Genomic DNA, 19,564 nt, shown 5'->3' on the forward strand with positions numbered 1-19,564 from the left:
CGATCCGCATCCACACACGCAAGCTGCCCTCCGTGGTTCGACCGCGGGGGGCAGCCGCATTCAGGAGCAGACATGGGAGTTTACGAGGACATCGGCACACGGCTGAACTACGCCGAGGAGAACATCGCCACCATCAAGGCCGAACTTGTCACAGTCGCCCACTCGACCAACATCACGAAGCCGGAGATCAACGGAATCGTCGGTGAGTTCGTCGGGGCGAATTTCGGCTTCAAGATCTTCAACATGGAGAAGACCCTCTTCGACTACCAGGAGATCCAGGACAGGAAGGTCGGTCTTCTCTCCACCCAGCTGAAGGACCGCATCGACAAACTCCTCGGCGACTGGCCCGCGGACAGCGGTGGAATCATCGCCGACCACGACAAGCGCATCAAGAAGGCCCAGGAGACCGCCGACAGGGCCGACCGTTCCGCGACCGAGGGCAAGCGGATCGCCGCGGGTGCCGACCGGAAGATCAACAGCATGGTGTCCGGCGTGCAGCGCGAGGGCCAGGCCCGCCCACGACCGGTCCGTGAGGTCCGGGAACTACGTGACGCCGCCACCGTGCTCAACCAACTGGAGCACAGGGTCAACCGACTTGTGGCCGCCCTGTCCTGACCCCTTTTCGACAAGGAGGTATTTCCATGGGCCTGAAGAATTCCCTGTCCGGCGCATCCGCCCAGATCAAGAGGTTCGCCGGTGAGATGCGGGAAAGTCAGACGAGTCTGACCCGGATCCAGAACTCGGTGAACGGCGCCTCGCGTGCCGTCACCGGAATCAAGAACAGCACGGACAAGGCCGGGGCCTCGTTCGGCAGACTGAAGTCGGGCGCGCAGGGCGGCAACAGCGGTGTCACCCAGCTCAAGTCGTCCCTCGGACAGGCCGACACCGCCTTGACCAAGTCCCGGACCGGGACCGACAAGCTGAAGTCCTCGCTCGACAAGCTCAAGTCGTCCGCCAACAACGCCAAGACCGCTCTGCAGGGCGTCAAGCAACAGGCCGACGCCGTGGAGAAGTCCGTGGGCAAGGCGGGCAAGAACGCCGACAAGGGCGGGAAGTCCATGGGCAGTCTGGGCAAGGGGCTCAAGGGAGCCTCGGTCGCCCAGCGCGGGCTCAACCTGGCCATGGCGGCCAACCCGTTCGGGTTGATCATGACCCTCGTCGGGCCGCTGATCGCCAAGTTCGTCAACATGGACAAGGTCGCCGCCCTGGTCAAGCGAGGCCTGGTCGCCGCCTGGAGTGCCATCAAGAGTGCCTCGTCGTCGGCGGCGAAGATGCTCGGCCCGCTCTTCAAGGGCGTCGTCAACGGGTTCATGTTGCCGTCGCGGATGCTGATCCGGGGCCTGAACGCGCTGATCGGCTCGTTGAACCGGGTCAAGATCAAGGTGCCGGACTGGGTACCGGTGATCGGTGGCAAGGGGTTCCAGTTCAACCTGCCGACCCTCCCCGTCCCGCAACTCGCCAAGGGCGGCATCGTGCAGGCCCGTTCCGGCGGCACGCTCGCGCTGCTCGGTGAGGCCGGCGAGCACGAGGCGGTCATCCCGCTGTCCAAGCTGGAGCGGATGCTCGGCTCCGGCGGGGGCCTGCGCACCCTCGCCTCCGCCGTGGAGCGCCTCGCCGACCGCCCCGTCGTCCTCCAGGTCGACTCCCAGGAGATCGCCCGCGCGGTGTTCCTCGGCCAGCGGCAGCTCGCCCGGCGGTAACCCCCACGGAGCCCACGGACCGACGGAGTCCACGCCCCCCGGAGCCCACGGACCGACGGAGTCCACGCCCCCCGGAGCCCACGGACCGACGGAGTTCACGAACCCCCCGGAGTCCAGCAGCAGTCGATGGCATTCGGCAGTCCGCCGCCGCCATCGGCTTTTTCATGCCCGCCTCCGCCCACCGCCCATCCGACTACCCGCCCACCCGCCCACACCCACCAGGGGAGATCATGGGAAACCTTTGGATCGGCCCGCCCGGTTCGATGTACGAGATCGATCAGGCAGCCAAGTCCTTCGACCGCACCGCCGACCTGGGCGTCAGTGAGTTCAAGTCGCTCGGCGGCCGGGTCACCGTCACCCGCAACCTCGCCCCCGTACGCCGCGTCAAGCTGTCCTGGGACCTGCTGCCGCCGGCGCACGCCCGCGCGCTCGACCGGATCGCCCGGCGCGCGGACAGCTCGCTCGCGCCGACCGTGTTCCTCGTGGACCCGGCCTCCGGCAACGTCCTCACCGCCGGTCAGGCCCTCGGCCGGGGTGTGGCCAAGGCCACCGACATCACCGGGCTCGCCCAGTGGTTCACCACCTCGACCGGCGCGGTGACCGAGAGCACCACGGCCGCCGGCGCGTTCACCTTCACCGCGGCGGACGTCAACAGCGCCGTGGCCTGGCGCTGCGCCGGCACCGTCGGCAACTTCCCGGTCTCGCCCGGCCTCCAGGTCTCCTTCCGCGCGCCGACCGCGATCGCCGCGCTCAGCACGGAGAGCGTCGGCCTGGACTTCAAGGGGCCCACCGGCACCTACCTCAGCACGGTCTCCGCCACCGGCCCCCTGGTCACCGGGACCGCCCCGGCCGGCGCCGCGTTCGTCACCCCGACCGCCAGGCCGGGCACGGCGGGCGCGTACTCCCTCGCCGGTGCCTGCCTGACGTACGGCGGTACGGCGGCGGAGGGCGTCCCCGGCGACGGGCTGCCGCCGATGGCCGTGACCGGCTACAGCGACACCCCGGGCCGCCCGCTCCCGTTCCGCAACTTCGGCCTCGACCTCGTGGAGGTGTCCAGTGCAGCCGGCTGACGACGCCACCGAGTCCGCGCTCGCGGCCGGTGAGCGCACCACCACCCACACCACCCGCCTCGGGGGCAAGGACGTATCGGCGCAGGTGCAGTCGTGGCAGGTGGAGCGGTCGTACGCGACCGACCTCCCGGCCGCGATGCGCGCCTTCTCCGGTTCGTCCGCCGCCCAGTTGCAGGTCCAGCTCTCCGGTACGGCGGGCAGGCCGGCGCCGGAGATGTACTCGCCGTGGGCGCCCCGGTCGACCGCGGACGTCGTACGGCCCGGTCAGTCCGTCGTCCACGAGAGCGGGGTCGGGGGTGCGCGGCTGCCCGCCTTCCGGGGCACCGTGCGCACCCGTTCCGCCTCCTCGGGCACCGACAGTGTGCAGGTCACAGCGTTGGACGGGGCCGAAAGGCTGCGCGGTCCGGCCGTGCTGCCGAAGCCGGACGCCGGGTTCCGGCTGAGCCGGCCGATGTCGTCCGCGACCTGGTGCGTCTCCGAACTGCTGCGCCAGGGCGGCCTGTACGCCTGCCCGCCGCCGCGCCACCCGGACTTCGAGGAGGGCAAGCCGCTCACCCTGCTGTACGCCTCGCTGCACGGCGGGTTCAGCGTCCCCTACGGGCAGCCGGCGAGCGTGCCCGCGGCGAAGGACTACGTCTTCAGCCGCGCGGCGGCCCCGCACGAGATGGCCCTCGTGCCGAAGTCGGGTGAGCTGACGGCGAGTTGGACTCCGCGCAGCCGGATCACGGTCCCCGGGACGGCCACCGCGCCCTGCCGGATCCTCGCCGAGCTGTGGGTGAACAACGCGGTCTCGTACGGCGACATCGACCCCGATCCCGACCCCGCCGCGGTGAAGCCCACCAACAGCGACAAGGTCGTCCTCCAACTGGAGCTGAACCGCAACGGCGCGACCACCGGTCAGCTGAAGCTGGAGGTCGACTTCGCCGGGGAGTGGGTGCGTCTGGTCTCCATGGACGACTCGGCGACCGGCGGCTGGTTCAGCCAGTGGTCCTGGCGCGGTGAGACCCAGCGAGGCTATCTGGGTCTGAAGGGTGTCTGGCACATCGGCGCCTACTTCGAGTGCACGAGCACCGGCACCACCATCCAGCCCCGGCTGACCGCCCCCGACGGCACCCAGCTGATCGGCGGGGTGAGCGTTCTGGACCAGGCCACCGCGATCCAGAAGCCCGCGGAGCTACAGGCGATCACCCTGATCACCGAGATGCCCACCGAGTGCGTGCAGGTCACGAGCGGGGTGTCCGGCATGCCCGAGCAGAACGAGTTCACCCAGACCGGGACGGCGTACGGCTGGACGAAGAACGTCGAACTCGACGATGTCGTCCTGCCGCTGTACACGCTGCCCAGGGTCACCGGTTCGCAGTGGGAGGTGATCTCACAGATCGCCAAGGCGAGCATGTCGACCGCCGAGATCGACGAGCGCGGTGTCTTCCGCTGGAAGAACTACAGCCGCTTCGCCCTGCGGCCGACGACGGCCGACCTCACCCTCACCAGCGTCCGGGAGATCGCGTCCCTGACCGCCACCGAGGAGATCGACGCCTGCCGCAACTACTGCGTCCAGCCGTACAAGGACTGGACGGGCATCACCGCCGCGGTGGGCACCACGCTCACCGACCAGGCGGTCCGCGCCATCGCGGCCTCCGGGACGACCACCGTCAAGTACCTGTTGTCGGACGACGAGTACGACATCGACCCGCCGACGACGGACGACGACACGATCATCACCCCGGGGACGAACGTCCGCTTCGCCACCACCGCGGCCGGTACGACGGCCGTCAAGGGCATGGTCGACCTCATGGTCCGCCGTGAGGACGGCTATCTGGTCGTCCGTTTCAGCAACCGCGACACCAGGACCCTCTACACGGCGACGAAGACCGGGACCCCGTCCTTCTACCTGGAGACCCGCAAGCCCTCCGCCGACCCGGTGGAACGGCAGGCGATCGCCCTGCTGGCCCCGACCGCCTCGGCCCCGGACCCGGACGGGGTCGCCAGCGAGAGGTTCTACGGACGGCAGGAGTACACCGCCGAGTCCACCGACTGGGTGCAGGACGCGGGCGTCGCGCTCGCCCTCGCCAGGGCGATGCGGGCCGCCGGCGTACTCCCCGTCCCGGTCATCGGCGACGTCGACGTGCTGTACGACCCGAGGATCCAACTCGGCGACGTCGTGCGGGTGGTGGACACCACCGGGGCCGCCCTCAACACGCTCGCCTGGGTCGTCGGCATCCGTACCTCGGCCGCCGCCGACGGCGGGGTCCAGCAGACGCTGACCCTGCGCGGTGTCGACGCCGGCGCCCTCCCGGCCGACTCCGGGCTCACCCCGGACGCGCCGAGCAGCCCGGTGGCCGTCGCCCTCGCGACGTATGCCTCCGTCACCAGTGCCTTCCCGACCCTCGCGGCCCTGACCGCGTCCGGCCTGACCTGGGGAGAGATCAAGGAGTCCGCACATGTCTGAGAGCAGTACGGAGAGCAGTACGGAGAGCGGTACTGAGAGCGGTACGGAGAGCGGTACGGAGACGGTGCCGGTGGTGCTGGCCGAGGAGCAACTGCTGCGACTGGCCTCCGCCGTGGCGACGAGCCTGACCGCGTACTTCGACGCGAGGGACGAGGCCGCCGCGGTGGTGCTCGCCGAGCCGGTGGCGGTGACCGTCACCGAGGGCGTTCCGGGGGCGGATCCGCAGGAGGGCACGGGCGCGGCCGAGCCGGTCGACGGCGAGGAGGCGTCCGCGCCCGAGGCGACCGGCGAGATCGGCACGGTGGCCGAGGAGACACCGGCGCCCGAGGAGAGCGACCCGGACGCCGGGACGGCCACGATGACGGAGGAGAGCGCCTGATGACCGCCTACACCCCGCTCAACGGCCTCCCCTATCCGCAGCCCACCGACACGGCCGACCTCCCCCTCCATCTGCAGTCCCTGGCGGAGGGGGTCGACGGCCGTTCGGTCATGCGGTTCGGCACGGCCGCCCAGCGCGACACCGTCGTCACCACACCCGCCCGCGGCATGGTCGCCTGGCTCGACACCCCCGGCCAGCTCACCCACCACACCGGCGCCGGATGGCTGCCGGTGGGCGCCGTCCCGGTGTTCCTCTACAACAACGACGCCGGTACGACGACGTCCACGACCCCGGCGGAGACGCTGACGGGCGCGGTCGGCGACCCGGTGGTGGCCGCGTTCACGGCGCCGACGACGGGCCGGGTGATCGTCACCGTGGGCTGCTGGATGCACAACTCGGTCGCCGCCAACGGGTACATGGGTGCGACGATCAGGAAGGTCTCGGACGGCTCGGTATACCTGGCGTCCACGATCGACCGGGCCGCGAACGTCTACAACACCGACCGTTCCTCGGTCACCAGCCAGTTCCTCGTCACGGGCCTCGCCCCCGGCACGGTGTACTCGGCGACCCCGACCTACTGGTCCTCCGTCGCCACCCCCACCGCCAACACGGTCGCCTACGACAACCGCTTCATCAGGGTCGACCCCGTCCACTGATCCCGTTCGCCGATCCCGTTCGCCGATCCCGTTCACAGCAGCCCCGGTACGCCGCTCCCCGCACGGCGCACCGGGGCTTTCGTCTGCCCTCCCCTTCTGCCCACCCCCTCTGCCCGAAAGGAACCAGGCCCATGGCCACACCCCTCTCCGCCGCCGCGTTCGAGGCGGCCCTGCGCGCCGAAGGCGTCACGCTCAAGGAACACTCCAACTGGTCCACCCACAACCGCAACGCCGTCGGCGCCTGGGGCCCGGCGCAGGGCGTGATGCTGCACCACACGGCCGGCTCGAACAGCGTCGCCCTGTGCCGCACCGGCATGACGAACCTCCCCGGCCCCCTCTGCATCGCGGTCATCGCCAAGGACGGCACGGTCCACCTGGTCGGCTACGGCCGCACCAACCACGCCGGCCGCGGCTCCACGGCCGCCTACGACGCCGTACGCCACGGAACGGCGATCCCCTCCCGCCCCGGCGCGGACGCGGTCGACGGCAACGCCCACTTCTACGGCTTCGAGATCGAGAACCTCGGCAACGGCCGCGACCCGTACCCCGACGCGCAGCTGGCGGCGGTGGAGAGGGTCGCGGCGGCGGTGTGCCGCGCCCACGGCTGGGGCGCCGGCCGGGTCATCGGCCACAAGGAGTGGACGACCCGCAAGATCGACCCGACGTTCTCGATGGCGGGCATGCGCACGAGAATCACGAAGCGCCTGACCGTCACCCCGGCCGGAGGCACCCAGCCGGACTCTCCCGTGTACGAACCCTTCCCGGGCGCCGCGTTCTTCACCGCCGGCCGCCGCAGCGCGATCGTCACGGCCATGGGCAGACGGCTGGTCGCCGAGGGCTGCGGCCGGTACGAGGTGGGCCCCGGCCCGTCCTGGACCGCCGCCGACCGCCGCTCGTACGCCGCCTGGCAGCACAAGCTCGGCTACTCCGGCTCCGACGCGGACGGCGTCCCCGGCGCCACGAGCTGGGCGAAGCTCCGCGTCCCCCGCACCTGAAAGGAACCCGTGAACCGACCATGACCGACTCGAACCGCAGAGCCCTGCGTACGGCGCTCCAGGCGCTGTTGGCGGTGGCGACCGCCCTCCCGCTGCTGGCCGACACCCCCGGGGTGGCCCAACTCCCCTTCTACGCCACCCTCGTGGCGGCGGCGACGGCACTGAGCCGCCTGATGTCCACACCGTCGGTGGAGCGCCTCCTCCCCCCTTGGCTCAGGACCGGGCCCGCAGGGAGCGCCGATGGTGAGCAGTGACGAACGCGCCACGGTCGCCCTGGAGTTGGAACGCCTCCGCCGCGCCGTGGACGTCGGCTTCGCCACCACCCGAGGCGACCTCGCCCTCCTCCTCCAACGCGCCGACCAGACCGACAAGACCCTCTCCGACCACGAGGACCGCCTCGACACCCTGGAACGCTCCCGCTGGCCCCTCCCCTCCTTGGCCGCCCTGACATCCTGCGCGGCCCTGGCGGTCACGGTGTGGTCGGCGACGACATCACGGTAGGTCCGTACAGGTCCCTCAGCCCCACCAGATGCGCGTCGCGACGCTCCCGCACGGCCTCGGTCAGGCCGTGCGCGGGCTCGCTTCGCGCGTAGACGGCGAGGGCGGCGTCGTCCGCGTCCCACCCTTGGGCGCACAGGAGGTCGCGGATGTGCTCAAGTCGGCTCAGATCGGCAGCTGTTCGGGGCTTGTTCGTCGCCTTGGCCTCGCCGAGGAGCGTGATCCGGGCACTCTTGTCGCGGGGGCGGGAGGTACGGCTGAGGGCGACGACGTCGACCTCGTGGCCCCGGTGTTCGCGACAGGCGACAGTCGTCGTGCCGACCTGGCCGATGTCGTCGAGGCCGCGCTCGCGCCCGTGGCGAAGTGTCCACTGGCGGGCCATGTCCTCGAAGTGGGGACCCAGGACCTTGGAGGAGAAGGTCTCGCGGGACCGTTCCCAGGCCGCCCGGCCCTCCCTCAGCTCGAAGTCGACGAGGTTCGGACGGACGATCAGGTCGTGGAAGCGGACGATCGGGTCCGCGACCGTGATGATCGGCTTGCGCTGGAGGAGCATGTCCTGTTCGTGCCGGATGAAGGCCGCCGCCTTCATGATGTTGAGGTGGTACGTCAGTGACTTGGCGTCCATTCCGACGAGCCCACCGATCTGGGTGGGCGTCGCGGCACCGGACGACACCGCCTCCCAGATGGCGTGGCAGATCGCGCGATCGCTTATCCGGGGGTCCTCGGCCAGCAGGTACTCGGGCTCGGTGAAGAGGATGTGGGAGGGGTTGAACACGCTGCGGGCGAGCCACGCGTAGAAGCCCTCTTCTCCGGGCTCGGGCGGGTCCCCGACGACATCACGGTATCCGGCCGCTCCCCCGAGCACGGCGTCCACGAGAAACGCCGTCTCGGGGTCCGCCACTCGCCAGTACTCCGCCGCGTCCCGGAACCCGAAGGGGCCGATCCGCATGTCGATCACCGCCCGCCCGCGCAGGGCCTGGTCGCCGGCGAGCAGCGTCGACATGGTCGAGATCGCGGAGCCGCAGAGAATGATCCGCAGGGCAGGTTTCCCCGAGGACGGGCCGCGCTGGTCGTAGAGCGCCTGAAGCGCGGACGGCAGCTCCGGGGAGTGCGTCACGAGGTACGGGAACTCGTCGAGGACGAGAAGCGGAGGTGTCGTCCGGTCGCCACGGCTCGTGAGGACGTCGGCCGCGGCGTCCAGGGCTTCGACCCACGAGCCGAACCGCCCGATCCGGAAGCCGCTCGCCCGCGCCAGGCTGTCGGCGAAACGGTCGAGAGCCATGGCTCGGCTCTGCTGGAGAGCGAGGGTGTAGACGCCGTCGACGGCTCGGCACAGGTGCTCCAGCAGAAAGGACTTCCCATGGCGCCGCCGACCGCGCACGACACCGATACGCAGGCCTGCCGCGGGGTCGGTGCAGAAGCGGGCGAGTTCCTCCCACTCGTGGGTACGGCCGAAAACGGCAGACGGTTTCGGGATACTCATGCGCTCGCCCTCCTCCTGGCCGGTCATCCCTAGCCGGACTCCCTTTAGCCTAAATATATTCAGGCTACTACCACTACTGTAATCAGACAGCCACGCATAGGGACGCCCCCCTCCGCCCCACCCAGCTCGAACCACATCAGCTTCCCTCCCCCGGTCCCGAGACTCCCGCCCTCCATCGGCCAGCACCCCCACCGGTCGGCGCACCGCTCGACCAGGAGGAGACCGCGCCCACCCTCGCCGTCCGTCGGGACGGGAAGCGGGGGTGCGGGCGGGATGTGCGGGCTGGCGTCCCACACGAAGACCCTCAGCCAACCCTCTCCGAGTGCGACCAGCCGCAGGGACGAGGGGCCGTAGGTGTGCCGGTACGCGCTGGTGACCAGCTCCGAGGTCAGCAGTTCGGTGACATCGAGGAGTCCGTCCATACCGTGCGTGGTGAGCGCGGCCCGCACGGTCAGCCGGGCGACGCGGGCGGCCCGCGGATCCCGGGGCAGGCGCAGGACGTAGTCCCAGCACGGCGGCGAAGGGGAGCCGAGCGGCGATACGGTGACCACGGATACCCCCGGGAGGGAGAGAAGTCGGTTCACTCAACGACCGCGGCCCGGCGGTGGCATGCCTGGGGTGGTGCGCTTCCGGCTTACGGGCGGGGCGAGTTGGTGGGTACGGGTTCACCGTAGCGGAGACGATGTGAGAATTAACATCGATCAAGCGCTAGAGTTCACAATTACCTCCTGTGGGTGACCACAGAGGCATGGCATAGACGAGAGAGGGCCCAGTGCCGCCCAGCACCCCCACCCTGCGCCAGCAGCGCCTGGGTGCCGAACTGCGCAAACTGAGGGAGCACGCGGGGCTGACGTCCAGCGCCGCCGCAGAGCTGCTCGGTGTCAAGCAGGCTCAGATCAGCAGCATTGAAGCGGGTCGCTACGCCGTCAGCGCCGACCGTGTGCGCACCTTCGCCCGCGCGTACAGCTGCGCCGACCCGGCACTCGTGGACGCCTTGGCCGCGATGACCGGCGGCCGTACGCGCGGCTGGTGGGACGAGTACCGGGAGCACCTACCGGTCGGCCTGATCGATCTCGCGGAACTGGAGCACTACGCCACCGAGTTGCGCGCGGCGCTGGTCATCCACATCCCCGCGCTCCTCCAGACTACCGAGCACGCGCGCGCCCTGTTCAAAGAGGCGGTACCGCCTCTGCGGCCGTACGAGATCGAGCACAGGCTCAGCCATCGGATCAAGCGCCAGGGCGTCCTCCACCGGCAGAACCCGCCCCCATACACAGCCGTGATCCACGAGTGCGCCTTCCACATGGGATACGGCGGCCCCGCCACTGTCCGCGCCCAGCTCCGGCACCTGCTGGACATGAGCGAACTCGATCGAGTCACCGTGCGGATCATCCCTATGGGAAGCGGCTCATTCCCCGGGAACGGACAGTCCATCGACTATCTGTCAGGCGACGTCCCTCAGCTCGACACTGTCCAGCTGGACACTCACCATGGCTGCGAATTCCTTGACGGCGCGGCACAGTTGGAGAAGTACCGTTCCGTGTTGGAGGGGATGGAAGTCAAAGCCTTCAAGCCGGCCGACTCCCGCGACCTGCTCCATCGCCTCATCCAGACGATCTGAGAGAGCCCGGAAGTGTCCGACCACAAATGGCAGAAGTCCAGCTACAGCCCTGACGGCGCCAACTGCGTCTACGTCGCCGCCAGCCGCACCGAACTCAAACTGCACCTCCGCGAGAGCGACGACCCCACCGCCATCCTCACCACCACTCCGGCCTCTCTCCGCTCCCTCATACGGACCCTCAAAAGCCGGAGCATCGCCAACCACCTGTGAAAGGCAGTGACATGCCCAGACTTCACTGGCAGAAGGCCACCCATTGCGGCGACGCCTCCAACTGCGTCAACCTCGCCGCCACCCCCACCCGACACATACTCCTCCGCGAGAGCGACACCCCCGCCATCGCTCTCACCACCACCCCGCTCCCCCTCAACTCCCTCATACAGACCCTCAAGAGCCAGGGGCTCAGCTCGACGACTCGCCCACATAGCTGAGCGTGTCCGTGCCGCCCTCTTCCCAGGTGATGACGACGTCGTCGCCGGAGCGGCGGACCGTGGCGAAGGTGATGTCGTCGTCGCTGACGTCGGCCGAGGCCATGGGGGTGAGGGCCATGCGGAAGTTGTTGTCGTCGCGGTACTTGCCGACGCCGGTCATGATGCCCTTGCCGCCGACCATGTCGATGTAGGACAGCGGGTGCTGGCCCTTGGCCTCGCCGGCGGTCTGCTCGGCGCCGATCGTCAGGGTGCGGGCCTCGTCGTCCTGCCACTGGCCCTCGACGCCCTTGGCGGGGGCGACGCTCGCACCGCCGTCGTCCAGACCGCCGTCGGGCGTGTCGGTGGCCTCCTCGGTAGCCTCCTCCGACGCGTCCTCGGACGGGCTCTCGGACTCGGTCGCCGACGCCGACACGCTCTGGCCGGGCTTGGCCGTGTCGGAGTCGTCCGAGTTGCTCGTGAGCAGGAAGACACCCCCGCCGATCACCGCGAGCGCCGCGACGGCGGCCACGATGATCAGCGCGACTTTGCCGCCGTTACCCCCGGAGGGCGGCGGCGGGGGCGGGTAACCCCCGTACTGGGGACCGTAGTTGGGCATACCCGGAGCCCCCGGAGCCCCCGGAGCCCCCGGCGCGCCTGGGGCCCCGTAAGGCGGCTGCCCACCCCCGTACGGCTGCTGCGGAGCCGTCGCGTACGGGTTCGGCGGCTGGCCGGGGACCTGGCCCGGGGGCGGGTACGCCCCAGGGTACGGCGGCTGCTGCGGCGGCTGGGCGCCGTACCCGTCGTAGGGCGGCTGGCCGGGAGGCTGAGTCATCGGCGGGTGTCACTCCTTGGGTCGCTTCGGCGAGGCGAGAAGTGCGCGGAACACCTGCCTCAAGCCAGCCCAACATCCACCACTCGCTCAGTCGTACGCAAGTGCGTATCCCGGTTGGTTACGGGGTCAATACATGACCGAGCGCCCGCAACCGACCGGCCGCGTCAGGACCTCCCCCCGGCACCCCCACGATCCGCGCGCTTCGGCCACAACCTCGGCCTCCGCCGCGCCGCCAGATCCTCCGCCCAGCCGAACGCGACGACGCAGGCGACGACCAGCAGCCAGGTCAGGACCAGCACGGGCCAGATGCTCTCCAGCAGCCAGGGCGTGTGCTGTTCGAGGAACGGCACGCTCCACAGCCGGTCCCACTGCGTGGCGGCGATCATGATGCAGGTGGTGTGCCAGAGATAGATCGTCACCGCGCGGGAGTTGAGGAAGGCGATCACCCCGTCCCAGCGGCGCAGCCGGGGCGGCCACTCGGGCCACGACGGGCTGAAGTGCAGCAGCAGCGCCACCACGGCGACGGACCACAGGGACTGGGCGAACGGCATGTCGTCCAGGTCGTGGCCGGGGCCGTAGTCGTGGCGCAGGGCGTACCAGAGGCCGACCAGCGCGACCGCCGGGGCCACGGACGGCACGACGTACCTCGGGAGGCGCTTGAGGATGCCCTCCTGGTGGGCCATGCCGAGGATCCAGCAGGCGCCGAAGGTGGTGAAGTCCGTCAGCCCCGAGGCGAGGCGCTCGCCCGGCAGCGGCGCCGACAGACCCAGCTCCAACAGCCCGCACAGCGCGATCGGCGCGAGGACCGTCACCACCGGCAGCTTCCGCAGCGCGCGCAGCAGCAGCGGGGAGAGGACGACGAACCAGATGTAGGTGCGGACGTACCAGAGGGGGCCGGCCAGTTGCACGGCCCAGTCGGCGCCGATGAGGCCCTGCACCCCGGGCAGTCCGTCGGCGTACGGCGGTTCGCTGATCGGGAGGATCCAGAACGCGAGGTGGAACCACCACCACAGGGGGTGCCAGTACGGGTCCGGCGCCCAGCCCTGGGCGATCATCCCCGTCACGCCGACGACGCCCAGCAGCCACACCGGGGGCAGCAGTCGGCGCAGCCGGCCCCTGATGACGTCCGCCGCCGGGCGCTTGAGCGAGCGCGCCATGAGGTTGCCGGCGAGCGCGAACATCACGCCCATGGAGGGGAAGACGAGCGGCAGCCAGCTCCAGCCGGCGAGGTGGTAGAGCACCACCCGGAAGATGGCGAGGGCCCGGAGGAAGTCGAAGTACCGGTCCCGGCCCGTGACTTGAGGGGCCGACGGGGTCTGGGGCGCGGAGTCCTGCGTCAGCGTGCTCATCCGACCGGCCTCCGCTCACCCGCGGGCTCGCCCGACTGCTGCTGGGGCACGGCCGCCCCCTGCGGCGCGCCCGGCAGCCCCACCGCCCCCGTCCGCCTCAGCTTCTGCCAGCGCAGCCGGCCGCCGGTGAGGGCGGTGATCCAGGACTGGAGCAGGACGACGTACATGAGCTGGCGGTACAGGATCTGCTGGAGCGGGAGCGAGATCAGATGGGTCATGCGCTCCTTGTCGAGCCGGAAGGCAAGGGCCGCGCACACCACTTGGACGGCGAGGACGCCCAGCCAGGCGCCGATCGTCTTCTCGGTCGGCCCGAAGACCAGCCCGTAGAGCAGGAAGACGTCGATGAGCGGGGCCAGCAGGGGCGCCACGACCATGAAGAGGGAGACCAGCGGCAGGCCCACCCGGCCGAAACGGCCGGAGGCGCCCCGGTCGAAGAGGGAGCCCCGGTGCTTCCAGATCGCCTGCATGGTGCCGTACGACCAGCGGTAGCGCTGGGACCACAACTGCTGGACGGATTCGGGTGCTTCGGTCCAGGCGCGGGCGTTCTCCGCGTAGACGACGTGCCAGCCGTCGCGGTGCATGGCCATGGTGATGTCGGTGTCCTCGGCGAGGGTGTCCTCGCTCATCCCGCCGACGCGTTCGAGGGCCGTGCGGCGGAACGCCCCGACCGCGCCGGGGATCGTCGGCATACAGCGCAGGATGTCGTACATCCGGCGGTCGAGGTTGAAGCCCATCACGTACTCGATGTGCTGCCAGGCACCGATCATGGTGTCCCGGTTGCCGACCTTGGCGTTGCCCGCGACCGCGCCGACCCGGGGGTCCGCGAAGGGCTGCACCAGCTCACGGACGGTGGCCTGTTCGAAGACCGTGTCGCCGTCCATCATGACGATGATCTCGTGCCGGGCGTTGGCGATGCCCCGGTTGAGGGCGGCGGGCTTGCCCGCGTTGAGCTGCCGTACGACACGGACGCCCGGCAGGTCCTTGCCCAGTTCCTCGACGATGCCGGCCGTGCCGTCGCTGGAGCCGTCGTCGATGACCAGCACCTCGATGGGGTGGTCGCTCGCCACCAGCGAACGGACCGTCTTCTCGATGCACTTGGCCTCGTTGTACGCGGGCACCAGCACCGACACCGGTTCGGTGACGGGCCCGTCCGGTCCCCAGCGGAAATCGCGGCGCCTGACCTTGCGGGCGTGGACGAGCGACAGGACCAGCATCAGCCCGAAGCGCGCGAGGACGAGGACACCGACGACGGCGAGGGCGACCACGAGCACGCTCGTCGTCTTCTCGGAGACCTGTACCAGCGTCACCCAGACCTTGCCCTTCACCAGGCCGAGGCCGGTGACCGGGGTGTGCGCGCTGGGGGCCTTCAGGGCGCCGGTCAGGGTGTCGAACTTGTAGCCCTTGACCTGGAGCCCGGCGATGTAGCGGTCCAGCGCGGCGACGGTCTGCGAGCGGTCGCCGCCGGAGTCGTGCATCAGCACGATCGCGCCCTCGCCGCGCTCGGGCGTGGACCGGCGGATGATCTCGTCGGCACCGGGCCGCTTCCAGTCCTGGCTGTCGGTGTCGCTGACGACGGTGATGTAGCCGCGGCTGCCGATGTACTGCGTCACCGGCCACGTCCGGTTGTCCATGCGCGTCGAGAACGACGAGTACGGCGGCCGGAACAGCGAGGTGCGGATGCCCGCGGCGCCCGCGAGCGCGAGCTGGTTCTGGGACAGCTCCCAGTCGATGCGGTCCTTGGACTGGAGGGAGAGATCAGGGTGGTTGAAGGTGTGCAGGCCGATCTCGTGGCCCTCGTCGACCATCCGCTGGACCAGGTCCGGGTAGCGGGAGGCCATGGTGCCGGTGATGAAGAAGACGACCTTGGCGTCGTGCTTCTTCAGCATGTCGAGGACCTTGGGGGTCCACTTGGGGTCCGGCCCGTCGTCGAAGGTCAGCACCAGCTCGTAGTCGGGGACGTCGAGGGCGATCTGCCGGCCGGAGCGGGTGTCGATCACGGGCCCGCCCTTCAGTATCTTCTTCGGCACCTCGTCGTTCGAGACGAGCGGCCCGACGCGGTGGTCCGCGAGGATCTCGCTGTGCACGTATCCGCGCAGCATCAGCATGGCCATCAGGGCGAGGAGCAGCACACAGGGCAGCACCTGGCGCAGCGGCACCCGCCGCCGCGCGGAACGCTTCTTCGCGCCCTTGCGCGAGCGCTTCACGGTGCCGGTGCCTGTGCCTGTGCCTGTGCCTGTGCTGCGGGTGGCGCCGGTGGGGCCAGTGGTTCCGGTGGTTCCGGTGGTTCCGGTGGTGCTGCCGCTCTCGGAGGCGGGCGCCGAACGCGACGAGCGGGTATGGCGATTGGCGGCGGCACGCGAGGGCGTGCCGCCGCGCTTGGAGCGGGTCATCAGGCGGGGCTCTCCGGGTTCTGCGGACTCTGCGAGCTGGGCGGGCCGGACGGCTCCTGCGCGCTCGGCGAGCCGTCCGGCGTGGACGGGTCGGGCTCGACGGACTGGACGGGCGCCGGGGACGCCGGTCCACCGGCGACGTTGTCCGAGCCGCCGGAGCCCGGAGCGGGGCCGGCGGAGCCGGTCTCGGAGGGCGAGGGCGAGGCCGGCGGCGAGGCCGAGGGGCTGGGGTCGACCTTCGGCGGCTCGGGCGCCGAGGCGGACGGCTCCGGGTCCTTCACCCCGGCGGTCGGCTTCGGCCCCGGCGTCGCACCGGCGCTGGGCTTGGCCGACGGCTCGGCGCTCGCGGACTTCTCCGGCTGCTTGGCCCGGCCCGAGGAGCCGGTCGGCGACTTGCCGCCGGGCGAGAACGACGCCCCCGTACGACCGCCGCCCGGACCGGAGTCCGGTACGAAGCCGTCGGCCTCGTCGGTCCGGTCGTCCGACTCGTCCGGCAGCGGGGGCGTGTCCACCCGGCCCGCCGGCTTGTCGTCCTTCTGCATCGGCACCGGCAGCCAGGGCGCGTCCGAGTTGCCGGACACCAGGGTGCCGACGATGACCACGGCGTACGCGGCGCAGGCGGTGCCGACGGCGATACCGAGCTTCCGGTAGAGGTTCCGGCGCCGGCCCGACTCGTCGACGAACACCGGCCCGTCGGAGTCCTGGACGGCACCCGCCGCGTCCCCGTCCTTGCCGGCGTGCCGGCCCGATCCCTCGTCCACTTCGCGCCCCACACCGTCGAGTTGCACGGTCACCTCGTGCGGATCGTGATTACGGCCCGGCTGATCGGGCTGCTCCCAGGGCGCCGGAACGACACCCGGCTGCCGGGGCACGGCCCCCGTTCTACCGGCGGCCTCGGGCCAGACCACCTCGCCACCGCCACCGCCACGGCCTCGGCCGGGGCCTTCACCTTCACCACCGGTCCGCTGCGACTCAAAGCCTTGCGACTCAAGGCCCCGCGACTCAAAGCCCTGCGGCTGAATGCCCTTCGGCCGGCTGCCGTTGGGCCGGCTGCCGTTGGGCCGACTGCCGTTGGGCCGACTGCCGCCAGGCCAGTTATCGACGTGCACGCACTTCCCCCCACGGGATCGTTCCGGGTGCGTGTTCGATGCCGGGCGGTCGCACTTTCCTGTACCGGACCGGGCCCCCACCCGATCCGGGGCGCCCCGCCCCTCACACGCTCCCGGGCCCCGAATGTAGGGGTGGGAGAGATGTCTACGTGTGGGATGTCAGGTGAAGGTCATCATGATGAGTGCATCTCTGGCCGGAATCCACCCGTCCTCCGGATGTGATAGCCATACTTCCGCCTTCGCCAACTCGCCAGCGGCCCGCCGCAACGCGTCGAGCCCGGGATGCCGAAGCCCCTCCCGCCACACCAGAGACACAGGTGACAACGGCACGGGGTCGACAATCGGCCGCGCCACGGTGCCCGGCATGGGTGGAAAATCCACCACCGCCAACACCGGCGACCTGGTCTTCGCCATGACCCGCCGGAACTCCTCCTCCCCTACGGCCAGGGGGGCGGGGGCCGCGATCTCGATCCCCCGCCCCTCGAACAGCCGCGCCGCGAGATCCGTCCACTCCGGCGTACGGGGATTCCCGGCGCCCGCGTACACCCGCTCACCCGCGAGTTCCGCCAGCGGTACGGCGTCCAGCGCGGCCAGCCGGTGGTCCTCGGGCAGGATCACCGTCATCGGCTCGTACCGCACCGGCTGCTGTCCGAGCCGCGCCCGCACCCCGGGTTCGAGCCCCGCGAACCTCCCGAACGACACGTCCAGCCGCCCGGCGAGGATCTCGGCCGCCGCGTACGTCAGCCCGCTCTCGTACCGCGCCATCAACTCCAGCTCGGGCACGATCTCCCGGGCCCGCCGCAGCACCCGCACCCCCGTGGCCAGCCCCGGCGAGTTCAGATCCACCAGCAGGGGCCGCGCCTGCCGGAACGCCGCCACCAGCTCCTCCTGCGCCTCCAGCACCCGCCGCGCATGGGGCACCAGCCGCTCCCCGTCCCCCGTCAACCCCACCTGCCGGGTGCTCCGCACGAACAGCTCCACCCCCAACTCCCGCTCCAGCCGCTTCACATCCCGACTGAGCGCCTGCTGAGCGACGAAGAGTCGAGCGGCGGCCCGGGTGAAGTGCAGTTCCTCGGCGACGGCGAGAAACGAACGCAGAAGCCGGGAATCGACGGCGTACGGGACAGTGGACATCCGGCGAACTTACAACCGGGGTGCGTGAATGGCGACGGAGTAGGTGTTGGACGGTGGATCACGCCCCGGGCGACGGTATGCCGTATGCCGCACTCCCAAACCGACAAGCAGCACATGCCCCTGCTCACCGTCACCGCCGACACACTCGTGGCAGCCGACTTCCGTCCCCGCCAACCCAAGGGGCGCGGGGAACTGCGCGACCAGCCGCGACGAACCCGCACCCGCCGAAGCACCCCCACCCCCTCAGGCGCCACAACCCCCTACCGCACCCTCTTCCAGAACCCCGGCACCCTCCGCTTCACCGCCGGAGGCATCCTCGCCCGCCTCCCCATGGGAATGTTCGGCATCAGCGCGATCCTGATGATCTCCGGCTCCAGACACTCCTACGCCCTCGCCGGCGCCGTCGTCGCGACCGGCCTCGCCGCCACCGCCCTGGTCGCCCCCTGGACCGCCCGCCTGGTCGACCGCCACGGCCAGTCCAGAGTCGCCGTACCCGCCACCGCCGCCGCCCTCCTCGGCGCCCTCTCCCTGATCGCCTGCGTCCACCGGGACGCCCCCGACTGGACCCTGTTCGCCTCCTACGCGGCCACCGCCACGGCCCCCAACACCGGCGGTATGGCCCGCGCCCGCTGGGCCCACCTCCTGAAGGACGACCCGGCCGCCCTGCACACCGCCAACTCCTTCGAACAGGCGGTGGACGAACTCTGCTTCATGCTCGGCCCGGTAGCCGCCGCCTTCCTCTGCACCACCCTGTTCCCCGAGGCCGGCACCCTGATCGGCGGCCTCCTCTGCATGACCGGCGTCCTGGTCCTCGCCACCCAGCGCGCCACGGAACCACCCCCCACCGGCCGTACGACCACGAGGTCCCCCCTCCGCAGCCCCGGCCTCGCGCCCCTGCTCACCGTCTTCCTCGCCACCGGCGCGGTCTTCGGCTCCCTGGAGGTCGTCACCATCGCCTACGCGGACGCCCGGGGCCACGCCTCCGCGGCCGGTGCGATCCTCGGCCTCCAGGCGGCAGGTTCCTGCGCGGCGGGCCTCGCCTACGGCACGCTGCGGGTGACGGGGCCCGCCGAGCCCCGCTTCCGCCGCTGTCTGGCCGCGATGACCGCCCTGATGGCCCTCCCCTGGCTCACCGCCACCACCACCGGCTCGCTCCTGCTCCTCGCCCCGGCCCTCCTCCTCGCCGGCACGGCCACCGCCCCCACGATGGTCACCGCCATGTCCCTGGTCCAACAGCGCACCCCCGAGGGCCAGTTGAACGAGGGCATGACCCTCGCGGTCACCGGCCTCCTCGGCGGCATAGCGGGCGGCTCGGCGGTGGGCGGCTGGATGGCGGAACACGGCCCCGGCACGGCGGGCTTCGCGGCTCCGGTGGCCGCCGCGGCACTCGCGCTCCTGATCGCCTCGCTGCCCACCACCCTCCGACACCCACCCGTTCACCCTGTCGAACGCCGCACGAATTCCCGTCCCGCCCATTGACGCACCGTCAGCT

At 70.8% G+C, this 19,564-nt stretch carries 20 protein-coding genes; 13 read left to right on the forward strand and 7 right to left on the reverse strand.

The window, feature by feature from the left end; translation table 11 throughout:
* The first annotated feature begins 72 nt into the window (after positions 1 to 72).
* The 9 genes from F9278_RS18040 to F9278_RS18080 all read left to right on the forward strand — a co-directional run bounded on the left by F9278_RS18040 (position 73) and on the right by F9278_RS18080 (position 7,750).
* Positions 73 to 615: a hypothetical protein gene (locus F9278_RS18040; RefSeq protein ID WP_152169290.1), complete on the forward strand. Its 543-nt coding sequence runs from the start codon at positions 73 to 75 to the stop codon at positions 613 to 615.
* 26 nt (positions 616 to 641) lie between these two features.
* On the forward strand, positions 642 to 1,700 hold the full coding sequence (locus F9278_RS18045) for a hypothetical protein (protein WP_152169291.1): 1,059 nt from the start codon (positions 642 to 644) through the stop codon (positions 1,698 to 1,700).
* Positions 1,701 to 1,930: 230 nt separating this feature from the next.
* The gene (locus F9278_RS18050) at positions 1,931 to 2,770 is read left to right on the forward strand and encodes a hypothetical protein (RefSeq protein ID WP_152169292.1); all 840 of its coding nucleotides are present in this window, start codon (positions 1,931 to 1,933) and stop codon (positions 2,768 to 2,770) included.
* Positions 2,757 to 5,219 carry a hypothetical protein gene (locus F9278_RS18055; protein WP_152169293.1) on the forward strand — a complete coding sequence of 821 codons (2,463 nt, stop codon included), beginning with the start codon at positions 2,757 to 2,759 and terminating at the stop codon, positions 5,217 to 5,219. The genes F9278_RS18050 and F9278_RS18055 overlap by 14 nt, the downstream gene beginning before the upstream one ends.
* Positions 5,212 to 5,598: a hypothetical protein gene (locus F9278_RS18060; RefSeq protein ID WP_152169294.1), complete on the forward strand. Its 387-nt coding sequence runs from the start codon at positions 5,212 to 5,214 to the stop codon at positions 5,596 to 5,598. The genes F9278_RS18055 and F9278_RS18060 overlap by 8 nt, the downstream gene beginning before the upstream one ends.
* Positions 5,598 to 6,254 (forward strand): hypothetical protein, encoded by a 657-nt coding sequence (locus F9278_RS18065; protein WP_152169295.1) that lies wholly within the window; start codon positions 5,598 to 5,600, stop codon positions 6,252 to 6,254. Before F9278_RS18060 ends, F9278_RS18065 begins: the two co-directional genes overlap by 1 nt.
* Before the next feature lie 131 nt (positions 6,255 to 6,385).
* Entirely contained in the window at positions 6,386 to 7,249 is an 864-nt protein-coding gene (locus tag F9278_RS18070; protein ID WP_152169296.1) for a peptidoglycan-binding protein, read from the forward strand.
* 20 nt (positions 7,250 to 7,269) lie between these two features.
* Positions 7,270 to 7,503, forward strand: coding sequence for a hypothetical protein (locus F9278_RS18075; RefSeq protein ID WP_152169297.1), 234 nt, complete (start codon positions 7,270 to 7,272; stop codon positions 7,501 to 7,503).
* On the forward strand, positions 7,490 to 7,750 hold the full coding sequence (locus tag F9278_RS18080; RefSeq protein WP_152169298.1) for a hypothetical protein: 261 nt from the start codon (positions 7,490 to 7,492) through the stop codon (positions 7,748 to 7,750). Before F9278_RS18075 ends, F9278_RS18080 begins: the two co-directional genes overlap by 14 nt.
* On the opposite strand, the gene F9278_RS18085 is transcribed toward F9278_RS18080, so the two are convergent.
* Both F9278_RS18085 and F9278_RS18090 read right to left on the reverse strand, forming a co-directional pair.
* On the reverse strand, positions 7,719 to 9,230 hold the full coding sequence (locus F9278_RS18085) for an ATP-binding protein (RefSeq protein WP_152169299.1): 1,512 nt from the start codon (positions 9,228 to 9,230) through the stop codon (positions 7,719 to 7,721). The genes F9278_RS18080 and F9278_RS18085 overlap by 32 nt on opposite strands.
* Before the next feature lie 59 nt (positions 9,231 to 9,289).
* Positions 9,290 to 9,781, reverse strand: coding sequence for an ATP-binding protein (locus tag F9278_RS18090; protein ID WP_152169300.1), 492 nt, complete (start codon positions 9,779 to 9,781; stop codon positions 9,290 to 9,292).
* A 221-nt stretch (positions 9,782 to 10,002) separates the two neighbouring features.
* Between F9278_RS18090 and F9278_RS18095 the strand changes: the two genes are divergently transcribed.
* From F9278_RS18095 to F9278_RS18105, 3 genes are read left to right on the forward strand one after another with little or no spacing between them, the layout of a single operon-like run.
* The gene (locus F9278_RS18095) at positions 10,003 to 10,851 is read left to right on the forward strand and encodes a helix-turn-helix domain-containing protein (protein ID WP_152169301.1); all 849 of its coding nucleotides are present in this window, start codon (positions 10,003 to 10,005) and stop codon (positions 10,849 to 10,851) included.
* A gap of 12 nt (positions 10,852 to 10,863) precedes the next feature.
* On the forward strand, positions 10,864 to 11,061 hold the full coding sequence (locus tag F9278_RS18100; RefSeq protein ID WP_152169302.1) for a DUF397 domain-containing protein: 198 nt from the start codon (positions 10,864 to 10,866) through the stop codon (positions 11,059 to 11,061).
* A gap of 11 nt (positions 11,062 to 11,072) precedes the next feature.
* A complete protein-coding gene (locus F9278_RS18105; RefSeq protein ID WP_152169303.1) occupies positions 11,073 to 11,279 on the forward strand; it encodes a DUF397 domain-containing protein in 207 nt (68 codons plus the stop codon).
* On the opposite strand, the gene F9278_RS18110 is transcribed toward F9278_RS18105, so the two are convergent.
* From F9278_RS18110 to F9278_RS18135, 5 genes are all read right to left on the reverse strand, one after another.
* A complete protein-coding gene (locus tag F9278_RS18110) occupies positions 11,251 to 12,090 on the reverse strand; it encodes a hypothetical protein (RefSeq protein ID WP_152169304.1) in 840 nt (279 codons plus the stop codon). The genes F9278_RS18105 and F9278_RS18110 overlap by 29 nt on opposite strands.
* Positions 12,091 to 12,254: 164 nt before the next feature.
* On the reverse strand, positions 12,255 to 13,439 hold the full coding sequence (locus tag F9278_RS18115) for an acyltransferase family protein (protein WP_152169305.1): 1,185 nt from the start codon (positions 13,437 to 13,439) through the stop codon (positions 12,255 to 12,257).
* Positions 13,436 to 15,550, reverse strand: coding sequence for a glycosyltransferase (locus F9278_RS18120; protein ID WP_404819014.1), 2,115 nt, complete (start codon positions 15,548 to 15,550; stop codon positions 13,436 to 13,438). The genes F9278_RS18115 and F9278_RS18120 overlap by 4 nt, the downstream gene beginning before the upstream one ends.
* A 278-nt stretch (positions 15,551 to 15,828) precedes the next feature.
* Positions 15,829 to 16,701, reverse strand: coding sequence for a hypothetical protein (locus tag F9278_RS18125; RefSeq protein ID WP_226966794.1), 873 nt, complete (start codon positions 16,699 to 16,701; stop codon positions 15,829 to 15,831).
* Between the two features lie 396 nt (positions 16,702 to 17,097).
* Positions 17,098 to 18,072 (reverse strand): LysR family transcriptional regulator, encoded by a 975-nt coding sequence (locus F9278_RS18135; RefSeq protein WP_152169307.1) that lies wholly within the window; start codon positions 18,070 to 18,072, stop codon positions 17,098 to 17,100.
* Positions 18,073 to 18,156: 84 nt separating this feature from the next.
* Here F9278_RS18135 and F9278_RS18140 point away from each other — a divergent pair, with 84 nt between their 5' ends.
* Positions 18,157 to 19,551, forward strand: coding sequence for an MFS transporter (locus F9278_RS18140; RefSeq protein WP_152169308.1), 1,395 nt, complete (start codon positions 18,157 to 18,159; stop codon positions 19,549 to 19,551).
* The last annotated feature ends 13 nt before the right edge of the window (positions 19,552 to 19,564 follow it).

This window comes from Streptomyces phaeolivaceus (assembly GCF_009184865.1).
Lineage (GTDB): Bacteria > Actinomycetota > Actinomycetes > Streptomycetales > Streptomycetaceae > Streptomyces > Streptomyces phaeolivaceus.

Coding starts and splice junctions, on each gene's coding strand:
- F9278_RS18040 (WP_152169290.1), top strand. CDS start 73: ATGGGAGTTTACGAGGACATCGGCACACGGCTGAACTACGCCGAGGAG.
- F9278_RS18045 (WP_152169291.1), top strand. CDS start 642: ATGGGCCTGAAGAATTCCCTGTCCGGCGCATCCGCCCAGATCAAGAGG.
- F9278_RS18050 (WP_152169292.1), top strand. CDS start 1,931: ATGGGAAACCTTTGGATCGGCCCGCCCGGTTCGATGTACGAGATCGAT.
- F9278_RS18060 (WP_152169294.1), top strand. CDS start 5,212: ATGTCTGAGAGCAGTACGGAGAGCAGTACGGAGAGCGGTACTGAGAGC.
- F9278_RS18065 (WP_152169295.1), top strand. CDS start 5,598: ATGACCGCCTACACCCCGCTCAACGGCCTCCCCTATCCGCAGCCCACC.
- F9278_RS18070 (WP_152169296.1), top strand. CDS start 6,386: ATGGCCACACCCCTCTCCGCCGCCGCGTTCGAGGCGGCCCTGCGCGCC.
- F9278_RS18075 (WP_152169297.1), top strand. CDS start 7,270: ATGACCGACTCGAACCGCAGAGCCCTGCGTACGGCGCTCCAGGCGCTG.
- F9278_RS18080 (WP_152169298.1), top strand. CDS start 7,490: ATGGTGAGCAGTGACGAACGCGCCACGGTCGCCCTGGAGTTGGAACGC.
- F9278_RS18085 (WP_152169299.1), bottom strand. CDS start 9,230: ATGAGTATCCCGAAACCGTCTGCCGTTTTCGGCCGTACCCACGAGTGG.
- F9278_RS18105 (WP_152169303.1), top strand. CDS start 11,073: ATGCCCAGACTTCACTGGCAGAAGGCCACCCATTGCGGCGACGCCTCC.
- F9278_RS18110 (WP_152169304.1), bottom strand. CDS start 12,090: ATGACTCAGCCTCCCGGCCAGCCGCCCTACGACGGGTACGGCGCCCAG.
- F9278_RS18115 (WP_152169305.1), bottom strand. CDS start 13,439: ATGAGCACGCTGACGCAGGACTCCGCGCCCCAGACCCCGTCGGCCCCT.
- F9278_RS18120 (WP_404819014.1), bottom strand. CDS start 15,550: ATGGCCATGCTGATGCTGCGCGGATACGTGCACAGCGAGATCCTCGCG.
- F9278_RS18135 (WP_152169307.1), bottom strand. CDS start 18,072: ATGTCCACTGTCCCGTACGCCGTCGATTCCCGGCTTCTGCGTTCGTTT.
- F9278_RS18140 (WP_152169308.1), top strand. CDS start 18,157: ATGCCGCACTCCCAAACCGACAAGCAGCACATGCCCCTGCTCACCGTC.